We start from the raw sequence: 14,227 nt of genomic DNA on the forward strand, positions 1-14,227 counted from the left end.
AACGGCGCGCCGGCCCTTCGAGGGCGGCGCGCTTTTTTCATGGGGCGGGCAAGCCGGCGTCTCAACGCAGCCGCACCAGCCGAAAGGCCGCATTCGCTCCCCACGTGGCGACCAGCAGGTTCCCGTCGGGTGTGCGGGCGAGTCCGACCGGGCTGGACAGGCCGTCCGCCACCACGACGCGGCCTCCTTCGCGGTCGATGCGGCTGACTGTCGTGCCGCCGTAGTCGACCACATAGGCGGCAGCGCCCTCGGGGTCCGCGACGATGCCGGGGCCCGGGCTGCGCAGCCCGTCGTGGATGCTTCGCGCGCGGCCGTCCGACCCGACCAGCGAGATGCCGCCCGCGATGTTGCTGACCATCAGCTCGCCGCCCGGCAGTTCGACCGCGCCGACCGGCGTTTGCAGTCCCTCTGCAGCGACTTCGATCCTGCCGTCGGGATGCACCGCGAGGATCTGATTGGTTCGGCGGTTGGCGATCAGCAGCCGGCCCTTGCGGTCGAAGCTCAGGCCCGCCGGCGTTGCCAGGCCGCGCACGAATACGCTCTGCCTGCCGCCGGGCGTGAAGCGCCACACCAGGTCCTGGCTGTAGGACGCGACGAAGACGTCGCCGGAAGAGCCGATTGCCAGCCCGCTGGGGCCGCTCAAGCCCGATGCGAACACCGAGCGGGCACCGTCGGGCGCAAAGCGCAGCACGGTCCCGGCCGACCAGTTGGCGACATAGAGATGGCCTGCCGCGTCGTAGGCCATGCCGACCGGCGAGGAGAGCTCGTCGTGCACGGGGCGTTTTTCCAGCGTCCAGGCCCGCGGGGCGGGCGTTCGCGCCGAGGCGGGCACATGGGTCGCGCTCGCAAGCAGCGCAAGGCCGAGCAGCGGCAGGCGGACGCGAAAACTGCGGTGCTTCATGCGGGCTCCTCCTGCGGGGTGTTCGCGGCAAACACCTCGCGCGCGGCCGCCAGTCCATTGAGCGCGGCCGGAAAGCCCGCGTACACCGCCATCTGCATGATGGTTTCGACGATCTCGGTGCGTGTCACGCCGACGTTGAGCGCGCCCTGGATATGCACCTTGAGCTGCGGCGCCGCATTGCCCATGGCCGTGAGCGCGGCCACCACCGCGATCTCGCGCGAACGCAGGTCGAGGCCGGGGCGCGAGTAGATGTCGCCGAACGGAAACTCGATCAGGAGGCGCGCGAAATCGGGTGCGATGCCGGCCAGGCTTTCGACGACCTTGACGCCGCCTTCACCGTCGATCTGCTGGAGCTTGGCCAGCCCGCGCTCGTAGCGCAGGTTGTTGTCGTTGCCGTTGTGGCTTGCTTGTGCGTTGGTCATCGCTCGTCTTTCCTTCGAGGGCTGTGCCCGGTGACGAGGGACGCTTCTTGTCGATGGCTCGGTAGTGCTCGATCTTCAGCGACAGCGCCTGCATGGATTGCTGCAGCGCCGCCACCTTGGCCTGGGCCTCGGCAAGATGCTGTTCGAGCATCTCGCGCCGCGCCCCGACACTGGCGTCCCCCTGGCTTCGAAGCCTGGCGAAGGCCTGCATGCCCTGGATGGGCATGCCGGTCTCGCGCAGGCGCAACAGGAAGGCCAGCCAGTCCATGTCGGCGCTCGCATAGCGGCGCTGGCCACCTGGTGCACGGGGCACCGCGGCGATCAGTCCGATGCGTTCGTAGTAGCGCAGCGTGTGGGCCGTGAGGCCGGTGCGCTGCGCGACTTCCGCAATGGTCAAGTGGGCTTCCATGGCGGGAATTCTCGAAGTTGGAGCGCGCTCGAAGTCAAGCGCCTTCTGCGACTTCGGCGGGCGGCGGTGTCCGGGGCGCGAAATCGCCGGGCTGCGGCCAGCGCATCTGCACGCGCTTTTGCACCGTGTGGATGTTGTTGCGCAGCGCGTAGAGTTCGTCGGCGTACGACAGCGGAACGGCCACCTTGTTGACCACGCGGTCGAGCTCCTCGAGTTCGTCGAGCAATTCGTCGCGCCCGCCCTGGCGGGAATCGACCTTGGCCTCGATGTCGCGCAGCCGCGCATACCAGCGGAAGACGCGGCGCCGCACGCGGAACTGGTAGAGCGGCGGCACCACGCGGCTCAGCGGCAGCATCAGCACCAGGAGGCCGCCGAGCACCAGCCACATGCGCTCGATCAGGTTGCTGGCCCAGAACGGCAGGTAGCGCTGCCAGAACGGCGGCGTGCCGTTGATGGCGCGGTCGCCCTCGGGGCTCACGGGCAGTTCACTGGTGCGCGTGTTGGGAAAGTCGCGCGCCCGGTTGAACCAGCCGGCGTCGCTGTGCACGCCTTGCGCGGCCTGCGCGAAGAGCTGGCGCAGCGCGGAGTGGGTCTCGTCGCGCGAAAGCAGCGAGGTGGTGGCCGCGAGCAGCGAGACGTCCGTAGGCGGCAGGTCCTTCGACAGGTCGACCACGCCGCGCGGCAGCGTCACCGCCGAGAGAAACGGAAAACGCCGCGTGTACGCATCGGCCTGGCCGAAGTCCATGAGCTTGATGTCGGGCGCGCGCAGCAGCCGCTGCACCTGCGGCGACTGCGGCGCCGAGGCCAGCACGATCGCATCGAGCAGGCCGGCCTGCAGCGCTTCGGCCGCGGCCGCCTGTTCGAGGTTGGAAAGCAGCAGCGCATCGGGCTCGAGGTGGTTGGCCTTGAAGAGCCTTTCCATGATCTCGGGCAGGCCGCTGCCCGCCAGGTCGACATTCACGCGCAGGCCCCGCAGCTGGGCGAGCGAAGTCAAGGTGGCTGTCTTGCGGTCGATCTTCTGCGCGCTGTCGGCGCGGTAGAAGAGCCAGATCGGCTCGAAGAACAGGCTGCCGAGGGAGGTGAGGCCAGCTTCCTCGTCGGCCACCGGGTCGGCGCTGCCGCCGCGCACGAAGCCCACGTCGGCGCCGCCGCTGCGCAGCAGTTCCAGGTTCTCGGAAGAGCCCGTGGTGGCCTTGAGCTCCACCTCGATGCCGCTCGCCTTGAGCAGCTCGGCATAGCGCTTGCCGAACTGCGAATAGGCGCTGCCGGTCGGGCCGGTCGCCAGCGTCACGTGCTTGGGCGGCTGCGGCTGCAGCCACCAATAGGCGGCAATCAAGAGGCCGATCACGAGGAACACGACGGGACCGGCCGAGGCGATCAGGTCGCGGATCGACAGCAGGATCAGCTTCAGTGTCTTGGGCATGGCCATGGGGTACTCAACCTTTCGTTGCGGCGAGATCGGCCGCGCACGGCACGTGCAGCTCGCCAACGGTGACGGAACGCGCCGCCAGCACCGCGCGCAAGGTGGCGCGCGCCACCGCTTCGGCCGCCATGGTGCCGAGCACGGTCATGCCGGGGCTGGATTCGGCACCGGGGCCTTCGAGCGGAACGCGGCCGGTGGCCAGCGCGAACAGCGTGTCGCCGTCGCTCATGGTGTGCACCGGGTTGATGGCGCGCGCAAGGCCGTCGTGCGCCACGCTGGCGAGGCGGTTGGCCTGCACCTTCGTCAGCGCCGCGTCGGTTGCGATCACGCCGAGCGTGGTGTTGGTGCCCGCGAGCAGGGGCTTGGGCAGCTCGCCGCGCAGCAGGGCGCGGCGGGTGTCGAGCAGCGCGCGGCCGTCCTCGGTGCGCGCGCCGGCCACGGGCTGCGCGGTGTCGGGGTCGATCACGTCGCCCAGCGCGTTGACCGCGATGAGCGCGCCCACCGTCACGCCGCCCACGGTGACCGAGGCGGTGCCGATGCCGCCCTTCATCGCGCGGTGCACGCCGAAGAGCTTGCCCACGAGCGCGCCGCTGCCGGCGCCCACGTTGCCTTCTTCCGGCGCATCGCGGGTGGCCGCCTCGCAGGCCGCATAGCCGGCGGCGGCGTCGGGGCGGATGCGCGCGTCGCCCATGGGCAGGTCGAACAGCACGGCGGCCGGCACGATGGGCAGGGTGCCGAAGCGCACGTCCATGCCGATATTGCGCTCCTCGAGCCAGCGCATCGCGCCTTCGGCCGCGGCCAGGCCCCAGGCGCTGCCGCCCGCCAGCATCACGCCGTGCACCTGCTGCACCAGGTTGCCGGGCGAGAGCAGGTCGGTTTCGCGCGTGCCCGGTGCGGCGCCGCGCACGTCGACGCCGGCAACGGCCCCTTCGCGGGCGAGGACCACGGTGCAACCGGTGGGCCGGCGCGTGTCGGAAAAATGGCCGACTTCGATGCCGGCCACATCGGTGATGGCGCCGGAAGACGAAGCAAGGGAAGAGGGAACGGATGACGAAGCGGGCATGGCGGCCGATTATGGGACCGCGCCCTCTACGATAGGCCCCCATGACAGTTGCAAGAAGTTTCTCCGCGCAGGGCGCGGGACGCCATGTGGTCGTGATCGGCGCAGGCGCCGTGGGCAGCGCGACCGCCATCGAGGCCTTGCGCGCCGGCCTGCGCGTGACGGTGGTGGAACCCGGAGAGCCGGGCGGTCCGCAAGCCACGAGCTACGGCAATGCGGGTTGGCTCTCGTCCCATTCCGTGGTCCCGCCCGCGCTGCCCGGTGCCTGGCGCAAGGTGCCGGGCTGGCTGGCCGATCCGCTGGGGCCGCTCGCGCTGCGCTGGCGCTATCTGCCGCGGGCCTTGCCCTGGCTGCTGCGCTACCTGGCCTCGGGCTGGACCGAGGCGCGCGTGCAGCGCACGGCCGACGCGCTGCGCACGCTGCTGGCCGATGCCCCGGCCCTGCATGCCCGGCTCGCCGCCGAGGCTGGCGTGCCGCAGCTCATCGAGCAGCGCGGATTGCTGCATGCGTACCGGTCGCGCGAGGAGTTCGACGGCGATGCGCTCGGCTGGCGCGTGCGCCAGCGCACCGGCGTGCAATGGGAGGAATGGCCGGCGGCTGAACTGCGCCGGCGCGAGCCCGACCTCGACGCGCGCTACACGCTCGGCATCTTCGTGCCCGAGGCCGGGCACTGCCGCAATCCCGGTGCCTATGTGGCGGCGCTCGCACGGCATGCGCAGGAGGCCGGCGCGCAGCGCGTGGCGGCGCGCGCCACCGGCTTTCGCATCGAAGGCGGGCGATTGCGCGCGGTGCGCACCGATGCGGGCGAGATCGCCTGCGACGCCGCCGCCATCTGCGCCGGTGCGCGCTCGGGCCCGCTGGCCGCGGCCGCCGGATCGCCAGTGCCGCTCGAATCCGAACGCGGCTACCACGTCGTCGTCGAGGGCGCTTCGGCGGGACCGCGCACGCCGACGATGGTGGCCGACGGCAAGCTCATCGCGCACTGGATGGACGGCGGCCTGCGCGCGGCCGGCCAGGTCGAGATTGGCGGGCTCGATGCCGCGCCCGACTGGCGGCGCGCGGAGATCCTGCACCGGCACCTGCTGTCGATGTTTCCGGCGCTTGCCACCCAGGCGCCGGAGGCGGTGGCCGTGAAGCATTGGCTCGGCCACCGGCCCAGCCTGCCCGACGGGCTGCCCTGTATCGGCGCATCCGCGGCCAGTGCGGATGTCGTGCTGGCCTTCGGGCATGGGCACGTCGGCCTGTGCGGCTCGGCACGCACCGGCAGGCTCGCGGCGCAATTGCTCGCAGGCACCACGCCCGAGACGGCGCTGGCCCCTTTCGATCCCGCCCGCTTCAGCTGACGGACCGCGCGGTTTTCCTCAGCGGTAGCTCTGGTAGACGCGGCTGCCGCCATCGGCCAGCACCAGCAGCACGTCGTAGGGATCGCGCCGATCGCCGTAGGCGGCGCCGTCCATGCCCGGCGATCCCACCGGCATGCCGGGCACCGCGAGGCCGATGGCCTTGGGCTTTTCGCGCAGCAGCCTGTGCACTTCGCGCGCGGGCACGTGGCCTTCGAGCGCGTAGCCGCCGATCAGTCCGGTGTGGCACGAGCCCAGCCTGGCGGGAATGCCGAGCCGGCTGCGCACGGCATTGTTGCCATCGTCGTGCACGCGGGTGGCGAAGCCGTTCGCCTTGAGGTGCTTCACCCAGTCCTGGCAGCATCCGCAGTTCGGGTCTTTCCAGATCTCGACCATCGGCGCGGCGGCCGACGCGGCCAGCGGCCATGCCGCCGTGGATGCGAGCGCGAGCAGCGGGGCGGCGCGCAGAAGAAGGGTGCGTCTTTGCATGGCTTGTTTCTCCTCAGGACGGCAGCTGCGCGCGGGCCTTGTCGGCCCACGCCTGCAGGTTGTCGAGCAGGTCTTTCTGGCTGAAGGAACAGCTCTCCTCGCTGAACAGCGCGCTCGATTCGAGCCGGTCGAGCAGGTTCAGCAGCACCTCGCCATAGCGCGGCGGCAGGGTAGCGAGCAGTTCGCTGCTCGCACGCGCCTCGTTCGAGAGCGTGGCGACCGATCCGCCGCCGCCCTGCAGCGCCGCGATGCCGCCGCCGATGGCGTCGAGCTGCCGTGCGGCGGTGCTCATAAGGCAACCTCCGCGCTACGCGCTGCGGTGCGAGCCCCCTTCGGAGCGGCCGGGCGGGGGCTCATGACGAAGCCTTTCCAGGTGGCGGCAGCGAGAGGCCGCGTTCGCGCATCAGATCGCGCAGCACGTCGGGGTAGTCGGTAATGATGCCGTCCACGCCCCAGTCCATCAGCCGCAGCATGTCGGCGCGCTGGTTCACGGTCCAGGGCAGCACCTTGAAGCCGAGTCCTTGCGCTTCCTTGATGGCGGCGCGCGTCAGGTCGCCATACGCCGGCGACCAGGTCAGGGGCGCGCCGGGCTTGCCGGCGGCGGCCTTGACCAGCTGCGGCGTCGAAGCGAAGTTGGCCGCGTCGAGGCCGGCCGTCCAGCGGCTGTCCTTGAGCGTGCGCGGGGAACTCAGGTAGGCGCGCGGCAATTGCGGTGCAAGCTGGCCGACCAGCGCGAGCGTGCGCCAGTCGAAGCTCTGGATGGTCACTCGGCCGCCCATCTGCGCCTTGTCGATCTCGGCGAGCAGGGCGCGCACCATCGGCTCGGGCGCGGCGGTCTCGTCGGGCTTGGAAGGGTCGATCTTGGTTTCGATGTTGAAGCGCACCGTGGCGGCCGCGGCGCCGCGTGCGCGCACATGGTCGAACAGCGCGGCCAGGGTCGGGATGCGCTCGCCGTCGCGCGGCAGCTGCAGCGCGAACTGCTTGCCGTAATTGCTCGCGGGATTCAGCCGACCGACGTCGTAGCTCTGAAGCTGGGCCAGCGTCAGAGAGCGGACGGTGGGGCCGGTCTTCGATGCGAGCCACGCACCGTTCGCGTCGCGCGTGTGGTCGGCATTGAGCGCGGTGTCGTGCGAGATCACGACCACGCCGTCGGCCGTGAGCCCGATGTCGAGTTCGAGCGTGTTCACGCCCAGATCGATGGCGTTGGAGAAGGCCGCCAGCGTGTTCTCCGGTGCGAGCCCGCGCCCGCCGCGGTGCGCCTGCAGGTCGAAGTGCTGCTTGGCCGTGGGGAGAATGGCCGCGCAGCCCGCGACAAGCAATGCGGCGGCAAGCAGTGGGTATTTCATTTGAGTTGCACCTTGATGCCGTCGTCCTGCACCGTGATGTCGCCGATCTCGTAGGTCTTGCGCCCCACCGTGAGCTCCTCGGCCGTGAAGCTGCGCAGCACCTGCCCCTGCAGCAGCTCCTGCGCCACCACCGCGCCCACCTGCTGCAGCCGTTCCGCATCGCGGCCCTGCACGCCCTGCAGTTCGAGGCGCTCGGCCTTGGGCTGGTCCAGGCGCAGCGCGCGCGCGGCGGCGTCGTAGCGCAGCGCGCTGCTGACCGAGACCAGGCCCTGCACCGGCGAGGCGGCCAGCAGGGGGCTGGCAATGGTCAGCGTGGCCGTGATGGCCGCGCGGTTGCCGCGCGCGTCCAGGCCCAGCTGCGGGTCGCGCAGCCCGACCGTGAAGATCTCGGCATAGCGTTCGGCCACCGGAAAGCGCTTGGCGATCTGCGCCTGCAGTTCGTCGCGCGTGGCGGTGTATTCGCTGGTGAAGAAGTTGAAGCCGGCCAGCGCGGAAAGCGGCGCCTGCAGGGCGGCGGCGCCGCACAGCGCGCGCAGCAGCATCCAGCGGCGGGAAGGGAGGGGCAAGGGGCGGATTTGCATACTTCTCTGAGCTTGCCACAGCCTGCGGGGTTCCGGCGAGTCCGGGACTCCGGCCGGCGCGCTGGGCCCATGCTGCTACGCGGATGGGAAGAATTCCTACGCCACGGCGCCGCCCGGCAGGCCACGTTCGAGGCCTCGGCAGGAAAAAGACGAACGATGCAGGGCGCCACGCGAATCGGAATTTCTGGCTGGCGCTATGCGCCATGGCGCGGCCACTTCTATCCCAAGGGGCTGGCGCAGCGCTTCGAGCTCGACTTTGCATCGCGCATGCTGCCCACCATCGAGATCAACGGCTCGTTCTATTCGCTGCAGCGCCCCGTGTCCTGGCAGGCGTGGCACGACGCGACGCCCGACGATTTCGTGTTTGCGGTGAAGGGGCCGCGCTACATCACGCATAACCTGCGGCTCAAGGAACCACGCGGCGCGCTGGCCAACTTCTTTGCATCGGGCGTGTTCGCACTGGGCGCCAAGCTGGGTCCGATTCTCTGGCAGCTGCCGCCGTCGTTCGCCTACGACGCCGATCGCCTCGAGGAATTCCTGGCGCTGCTGCCCAGGGACGGCAGGTCCGCCCTCAAGCTCGCGCGGCAGCACAACGAGAAGCTCAGCGACGACCGTGCGTTGCTGAAGGCGCCCGCGAAGCTGCGCATCCGGCATGCGGTGGAAGTGCGCCATGCGAGCTTCGCGAATCCGGACTTCATCGCGATGCTGCGCCGCCATGGCGTCGCACTGGTGGTTGCCGACACGGCGGGGCGCTGGCCCCTGCTCGAAGACCTGTGCGCCGACTTCGTCTACATGCGGCTGCATGGCGACAAGGAGCTCTATGCGAGCGGCTACGACGATGCCGCGCTCGACCGCTGGGCCGAGCGCATCGACGCCTGGCGCCATGGACGTCAGGTGAAGGATGCAAGGCTGGCCGTGCCTTCGCGCCGGCTCTCCGGTCGCAAGGGGCGCGATGTGTTCTGCTACTTCGACAACGACGTCAAGGTGCATGCGCCCTACGATGCCGCGCATCTGGCGGCCCGGCTCGGCGTGGCCACCGGCCTGGGGGCAGACGACAGCTTCGAACTGCCGCCCGGCATGGAAGTGCGAAAGCCGGCGCGTGCGCGGCCGGGCAAGAAGTAGCGCAGCGCTGCGTACCGCCTCAGTCGTGCAGCGACGAAAGAAACTGCTTCAGTTCGGCCGTCTGCGGATTGCCGAACATGTCCGCAGGCGGCCCCATCTCGTGCACGCGGCCCTGGTGCATGAAGATGACGCGGTCGCTCACCTTGCGCGCAAAGCTCATCTCGTGCGTGACCATCAGCAGCGTCATGCCTTCGTCGGCCAGCGACTCCACCACGCGCAGCACCTCGCCCACCAGTTCGGGGTCGAGCGCCGAAGTGATCTCGTCGCACAGCAGCACGGCCGGCTCCATCGCCAGTGCGCGGGCGATGGCCACGCGCTGCTGCTGGCCGCCCGAGAGTTGCTCGGGCATGGCGTCGAACTTCTCGGCCAGGCCCACGCGCTCGAGCAGCTTGCGCGCCTGCGAGGCCGCCTCCATGCCGCTGCGCTTCTTCACCAGCGTGGGTGCGAGCATCACGTTCTTGCCGACTGTGAGATGCGGAAACAGGTTGAAGCTCTGGAAGATCATGCCCACGCGCTGGCGCAGCTCGCGCATGGCCATGGCGCTCTCGTGCAGCAGGGGCTTGCCATCGACCGTGAGCGAGCCTTCCTGGAACACCTCGAGCCCGTTGATGCAGCGCAGCAGCGTGCTCTTGCCCGAGCCGCTCTTGCCGATGATGGCAATGACCTCGCCGCGCTTCACGTCGAGGTCGATGCCCTTGAGCACCTCGTTGGCGCCGTACGACTTGCGCAGCGCGGTCACGCGCACGATCGGCGCGGCAAAGGTCTGGGGTTCAAGCACGGCGGCCATGGGATTTCCTCTCGAGATTCTTGGCGTACAGGCTTACCGGGAAGCACAGCACGAAGTAAAGCAGCGCCACGCAGCTGAACACCACGAAGGGCTGGAAGGTGGCGTTCGAAATCATGCTGCCGGCCTTGGTGAGTTCGACAAAACCGATCACCGAGGCGAGCGCAGTTCCCTTGATCACCTGCACCAGGAAGCCCACTGTCGGCGCGATGGCGATCTTCACCGCCTGCGGCAGGATCACGTGGCGCATCTGCTCATTGAAGCTCAGCGCCAGGCTGCCCGAGGCTTCCCACTGGCCCTTGGGAATGGCGGCCACGCAGCCGCGCCAGATTTCGGTGAGGAAGGCGCTGGTGTAGAGCGTGAGCGCCACGCTGGCCGCGGTCCACGCCGACACGTCGATGCCGAACAGCGCAATGCCGAAGTAGGCAAGGAACAGCTGCATCAGCAGCGGCGTGCCCTGGAACAGCTGCACGTAGAGGCCGACGGCGCGGCCCATGGCGTTGCCGCCGCGCAGCCGCAGGAACAGCAGCAGCGCGCCCACCAGCCCGCCGCCGATGAAGGCGATGAGCGAGAGCACGACGGTCCAGCGCAGCGCCATCAGCAGGTTGCGCAGGATGTCCCAGAGAGAAAAATCGACCATGGTGGTGGCGTCCTGCGTTCAGCGGCCGAAGAAGAATCTCGGCCCGGCCCAGTTGAGCAGCCTGCGCAGCGCAACCGCCAGCGCCAGGTAGAGCAGGGTGGCGACGATGAAGGCCTCGAAGGCGCGGAAGTTGCGGCTCTGGATGAGGTTGGCCGCGTAGCTCAGCTCCTCGGTGGAGATCTGTCCGCACACGGCCGAGCCCAGCATCACGATGATGATCTGGCTCACCATGGCGGGCCACACCTTCTTGAGCGCTGGCGGCAGCACCACGCGGGTGAACACCTGCACCTTGTCGAGCGCCAGGCTCACCGCCGCCTCGATCTGCCCCTTGGGCGTGGCCTCGATGCCGGCGCGGATGATCTCGGTCGCGTAGGCCCCGAGATTCAACACCATCGCGATCACCGAGGCCACCTCCGGCGTGAGCTTGACGCCCGCCGCGGGCAGCCCGAAGAAGATGAAGAACAGCTGCACGATGAAGGGCGTGTTGCGGATCAGCTCCACATAGCTGCCGACCACCCAGCGCAGCCACGCCGGCCCGCTGGCGCGCGCCCAGGCGCAGGCCACGCCCACGGCCATGCCGATGACGGTGGCGATGGCCGTCAGGCCGACCGTCCACGCGATGCCCTTGGCGAGCAGCCGCCAGTCGACGAGAACTGCACCGAAGTCGAATTCCATGGCCGCGCCTTTGTTCGGGATTCAGCGAGCGAGGCTCAGACCGGCAGGTCGCCGGCGGCCTTGCCGAGCCATTTCTTCGACATGGCGTCCAGCGTGCCGTCCTTCTTGGCGGCCGCAATGATCTCGTTGACCTTGGTCTTCAATGCGGTTTCGCCCTTGGCCACGCCGACGAAGCAGGGGCTGTCTTTCAGCAGCAGCTTGAACTCGGCGCTCACCTTCGGGTTCTTGGCGAGCATGTCGCCCGCCACGGCCGCGCTGGTGGCAAGGGTCTGCGTCTGGCCGGCCACGAAGGCCGCGATGGTCGCGTTGTTGTCCTCGAAGCGGCGGTAGTCGACGTTCGGCGGCGCTACCTTGTTCAGCTCCTGGTCTTCCATCGCGCCGCGCGTCACGGCGACGGTCTTGCCGGCCATGTCGGCAAAGCTGGTGAGCTTCATGCTCTTGGCGGCATACACGGCCTGGAAGAAGGGCGCATAGGCGGCGGAGAAGTCGATCACCTTCTCGCGCTCGGCGTTCTTGCCGAGCGTGGAGATCACGAGGTCGGCCTTGCGGGTCTGCAGGTAGGGAATGCGGTTGGCGCTGGTCACGGGCACCAGCTCGACCTTGACGCCGAGCTTGGCGGCGATCAGCTCGGCCATTTCCACGTCCAGGCCCTGGGGCTTCATGTTCCTGTCGACCGAGCCGTAGGGCGGATAGTCGGTGGGCACGGCGATCTTGATGGTCTTGGCCTTCAGCACGTTGTCCAGGGCGTTCTGGGCCTGGGCGGTGCCGGCTGCCGCCAGCATGGCGACGGAAGCAAGCGCGAGCGAGAGGTGGCGTTTGGACGAAGAGAAGGTCATAGCAGGGCTCCTAGGTAAGTCGATGAATCGGTGTCGTCGGGGGAGGGCGTGGTGGCCTTCCGGCGCGCGGGCCTGGCCGCGGCGCTCTTTTGTTGCAGCGGCGCCAGCGCATCGCGCAGCTGCGCGAGCGGATCGGTGGGTGCCTGCACGCGCAGCGCCGACTGCACCGTGCCGATGTGCGAGGCCATCAGCGCCTCGGCGGCGGCGTGGTCGCCCCGCTCGAGGGCGGCGACGATCTGCACGTGGTCCTCGCAGGACTGCACAGCGTCGTGCGTGGACTGGTAGAGCATGGCGATCAGCGTGGTGCGCGCGGTGAAGTCACGCAAGGTGTCGGCCAGCAGCGTGTTGCCCAGGCATTCGGCCAGGCACACGTGGAAGTCGCCGAGCAGGAAGCTGCGGTTGCCGACGTCGCTCTCCTTCAGTGCGGCCTTTTCACGCTGCAGGTGCGTCTTCAGCTGGCGCAGCGCGGCCTTGTCGATCTTGCCGGTGCTGCCCGTACTGCGGATCAGGCCGAGCTCGATGACGCGGCGCGCCTCGAAGGCTTCGCGCGCCTCGTCCTGCGAGGGCTCGATCACGAACCAGCCGCGCCGCGCACTCACCGTGACGATGCCGCGCGCCGCCAGTCGGGTGAGGGCCTCGCGCACGATGGTGCGGCTGCAGTCGAACAGCATGGCCAGCGGCTGCTCGCCCAGGCGCGAGCCCGGCGCGAGCTTCTGCGCCATCACCGCTTCGACGATGCGTGCACTGATTTCGGATGCGGATGTAGACATTGGCATGCATACCAGCAGCTTTTGTGCCAACTGGTATGCAAGATATGTGCACCGAAATGGGCCAACGCTGCGTGCCGGTGGTGCGCACTTGTGAGTTTTGGTGCTTTGTTTGGGTGCCGTCGTTCAGGGCGCTGCTGTTCAGGGCGCGCTCCCGCCGACGGGGTACCTTGCTCCGCGAATGTCCTCCGGCCTGCGGCCTCCCCCTTGATTTCGCTGCGCAAGGCACCCCATCGACGGGAGCGTTATTCAGAGTGGTGGTTGATCGCCAGATCAATAGCAGCGTGCCCAGGTGCACAGGGCATCGGGTGCTCCCCGCAGCGAAATCAAGGAGGAGCCCGAAGGGCGGGGGACATTCGCGGAGGGGAGTACCCGGTGGCCTGTGCACGCGCCCTGGACAACAGCGCCCCGAACGACAGCGCCCCAACCGCCAGCGGTCAATCCATCCGCGCGCCCGAAGCCTTCACCGCCTTGTCCCAGCGCGGCGTCTCGGTGGCCAGGAAGCGCGCGAAGTCCTCGCTGCCCAGATAGGCCGGGTCCGCGCCCTGGCTCACCATCCGGTCGCGCACCTCGGCGCTCGTCAGCACCTGCTTGAACGCCTCGCTGAGCCTGGCGACCACGTCCCTGGGCGTGTCCTTGGGTGCGAAGAAACCGTAGAAGCCCACCACCTCGAAGCCCTTGACGCCCGACTCGATGACAGTTGGCACATCCGGCAAAGCGGGGTTGCGCTCGCGGCTGGTCACGGCCAGCGCGCGCACCTTGCCCTGCTTGTGATAGTTGGCGGCCTGCGGAATCGACTCGGCCATGAACTGCACCTGCCCACCCATCAGGTCAGTAAAGGCCGGAGCGCTGCCGCGATACGGGATGTGCACCATGAAGATGCCCGTCGCGGTCTTGAACATCTCGGGCACCAGGTGGCTGATGCCGCCGTTGCCGGCCGAGCCGTAGTTGACCTGGCCGGGCCGTGCCTTGGCGTAGTCGACGAACTGCCGCAGGTTCTGCACCGGCAGCTTGGGCGTGACCAGCAGGGCGAGCGGCTGCATCGCGGTGCGTGCAATGGGCACGAAGTCGCGCTGCGTGTTGTAGGGCAGCTTGCTGTAGAGCGCGCCGTTGATCACGGCCACGCCGGTGTTGGCCAGCATCAGCGTGTAGCCGTCGGCGGGGCTCTTGGCGACCGCATCGGCGCCCACCGAGCCGCCCGCGCCAGGCTTGTAGTCGACGATCAGCGGCTGGCCCAGCACCGCCTGCAGCTTGTCGGTCAGAAGGCGCGCATGCTGGTCGAGCGGGCCGCCGGCCGGAAAGCCGATGACGACCTTGATCGGCTTGTCGGGGTAGGCGGCCAGGGCGGCGCCGCCGATGGCGAACGAGGCGATTGAAAAAGCCGCCAGGATGGCGGCGCGCACGGGTCGGGTCATGGATCGTCTCCTCTTTT

The 14,227-nt window shown here is 69.1% G+C and carries 17 protein-coding genes; 2 read left to right on the forward strand and 15 right to left on the reverse strand.

Annotated elements, in window-relative coordinates; translation table 11 throughout:
- Nucleotides 1-61: 61 nt before the first annotated feature.
- The 5 genes from L1081_RS02610 to L1081_RS02630 are packed head-to-tail and all read right to left on the reverse strand — an operon-like array spanning nucleotide 62 to nucleotide 4,218.
- Nucleotides 62-901, reverse strand: coding sequence for an NHL repeat-containing protein (locus tag L1081_RS02610; RefSeq protein ID WP_489415063.1), 840 nt, complete (start codon nucleotides 899-901; stop codon nucleotides 62-64).
- The gene (locus L1081_RS02615) at nucleotides 898-1,323 is read right to left on the reverse strand and encodes a carboxymuconolactone decarboxylase family protein (protein ID WP_489415064.1); all 426 of its coding nucleotides are present in this window, start codon (nucleotides 1,321-1,323) and stop codon (nucleotides 898-900) included. Before L1081_RS02615 ends, L1081_RS02610 begins: the two co-directional genes overlap by 4 nt.
- On the reverse strand, nucleotides 1,235-1,732 hold the full coding sequence (locus L1081_RS02620; RefSeq protein ID WP_489415065.1) for a MerR family transcriptional regulator: 498 nt from the start codon (nucleotides 1,730-1,732) through the stop codon (nucleotides 1,235-1,237). The genes L1081_RS02615 and L1081_RS02620 overlap by 89 nt, the downstream gene beginning before the upstream one ends.
- A 34-nt stretch (nucleotides 1,733-1,766) precedes the next feature.
- Nucleotides 1,767-3,161 (reverse strand): TAXI family TRAP transporter solute-binding subunit, encoded by a 1,395-nt coding sequence (locus L1081_RS02625; protein WP_489415066.1) that lies wholly within the window; start codon nucleotides 3,159-3,161, stop codon nucleotides 1,767-1,769.
- 7 nt (nucleotides 3,162-3,168) lie between these two features.
- Nucleotides 3,169-4,218: a P1 family peptidase gene (locus L1081_RS02630; protein WP_489415067.1), complete on the reverse strand. Its 1,050-nt coding sequence runs from the start codon at nucleotides 4,216-4,218 to the stop codon at nucleotides 3,169-3,171.
- A gap of 41 nt (nucleotides 4,219-4,259) precedes the next feature.
- On the opposite strand from L1081_RS02630, the gene L1081_RS02635 reads away from it, so the two are divergent.
- Nucleotides 4,260-5,558 carry an FAD-dependent oxidoreductase gene (locus L1081_RS02635; RefSeq protein WP_489415068.1) on the forward strand — a complete coding sequence of 433 codons (1,299 nt, stop codon included), beginning with the start codon at nucleotides 4,260-4,262 and terminating at the stop codon, nucleotides 5,556-5,558.
- 18 nt (nucleotides 5,559-5,576) lie between these two features.
- Here L1081_RS02635 and L1081_RS02640 read toward each other — a convergent pair whose 3' ends face one another.
- From L1081_RS02640 to L1081_RS02655, 4 genes are all read right to left on the reverse strand, one after another.
- On the reverse strand, nucleotides 5,577-6,044 hold the full coding sequence (locus tag L1081_RS02640; RefSeq protein ID WP_489415069.1) for a DUF411 domain-containing protein: 468 nt from the start codon (nucleotides 6,042-6,044) through the stop codon (nucleotides 5,577-5,579).
- 13 nt (nucleotides 6,045-6,057) lie between these two features.
- Entirely contained in the window at nucleotides 6,058-6,336 is a 279-nt protein-coding gene (locus L1081_RS02645) for a hypothetical protein (protein ID WP_489415070.1), read from the reverse strand.
- Between the two features lie 61 nt (nucleotides 6,337-6,397).
- Nucleotides 6,398-7,390, reverse strand: a complete 993-nt coding sequence (locus L1081_RS02650) for a glycerophosphodiester phosphodiesterase family protein (RefSeq protein ID WP_489415071.1) — start codon at nucleotides 7,388-7,390, stop codon at nucleotides 6,398-6,400.
- The gene (locus L1081_RS02655; RefSeq protein ID WP_489415072.1) at nucleotides 7,387-7,956 is read right to left on the reverse strand and encodes a YceB family lipoprotein; all 570 of its coding nucleotides are present in this window, start codon (nucleotides 7,954-7,956) and stop codon (nucleotides 7,387-7,389) included. Before L1081_RS02655 ends, L1081_RS02650 begins: the two co-directional genes overlap by 4 nt.
- A 171-nt stretch (nucleotides 7,957-8,127) precedes the next feature.
- Here L1081_RS02655 and L1081_RS02660 point away from each other — a divergent pair, with 171 nt between their 5' ends.
- Nucleotides 8,128-9,093 (forward strand): DUF72 domain-containing protein, encoded by a 966-nt coding sequence (locus tag L1081_RS02660; protein ID WP_489415073.1) that lies wholly within the window; start codon nucleotides 8,128-8,130, stop codon nucleotides 9,091-9,093.
- A gap of 19 nt (nucleotides 9,094-9,112) precedes the next feature.
- Here the strand turns inward: L1081_RS02660 and L1081_RS02665 are convergent, their stop codons facing one another.
- The 6 genes from L1081_RS02665 to L1081_RS02690 form a co-directional block, all read right to left on the reverse strand.
- A complete protein-coding gene (locus L1081_RS02665) occupies nucleotides 9,113-9,880 on the reverse strand; it encodes an amino acid ABC transporter ATP-binding protein (protein WP_319426987.1) in 768 nt (255 codons plus the stop codon).
- The gene (locus L1081_RS02670) at nucleotides 9,864-10,517 is read right to left on the reverse strand and encodes an ABC transporter permease subunit (protein ID WP_489415074.1); all 654 of its coding nucleotides are present in this window, start codon (nucleotides 10,515-10,517) and stop codon (nucleotides 9,864-9,866) included. Before L1081_RS02670 ends, L1081_RS02665 begins: the two co-directional genes overlap by 17 nt.
- Before the next feature lie 18 nt (nucleotides 10,518-10,535).
- Nucleotides 10,536-11,192, reverse strand: coding sequence for an amino acid ABC transporter permease (locus L1081_RS02675; RefSeq protein WP_124955875.1), 657 nt, complete (start codon nucleotides 11,190-11,192; stop codon nucleotides 10,536-10,538).
- Between the two features lie 35 nt (nucleotides 11,193-11,227).
- Nucleotides 11,228-12,028, reverse strand: a complete 801-nt coding sequence (locus L1081_RS02680; RefSeq protein ID WP_489415075.1) for a transporter substrate-binding domain-containing protein — start codon at nucleotides 12,026-12,028, stop codon at nucleotides 11,228-11,230.
- Nucleotides 12,025-12,798 (reverse strand): FCD domain-containing protein, encoded by a 774-nt coding sequence (locus L1081_RS02685; protein WP_489415076.1) that lies wholly within the window; start codon nucleotides 12,796-12,798, stop codon nucleotides 12,025-12,027. The genes L1081_RS02680 and L1081_RS02685 overlap by 4 nt, the downstream gene beginning before the upstream one ends.
- Nucleotides 12,799-13,232: 434 nt before the next feature.
- Entirely contained in the window at nucleotides 13,233-14,210 is a 978-nt protein-coding gene (locus tag L1081_RS02690) for a tripartite tricarboxylate transporter substrate-binding protein (protein ID WP_489415077.1), read from the reverse strand.
- Between the last annotated feature and the right edge of the window lie 17 nt (nucleotides 14,211-14,227).

It is taken from the genome of Variovorax sp. MSC1_012, from assembly GCF_023667525.1.
In the GTDB taxonomy this organism is placed as follows: domain Bacteria; phylum Pseudomonadota; class Gammaproteobacteria; order Burkholderiales; family Burkholderiaceae_C; genus Variovorax; species Variovorax beijingensis_B.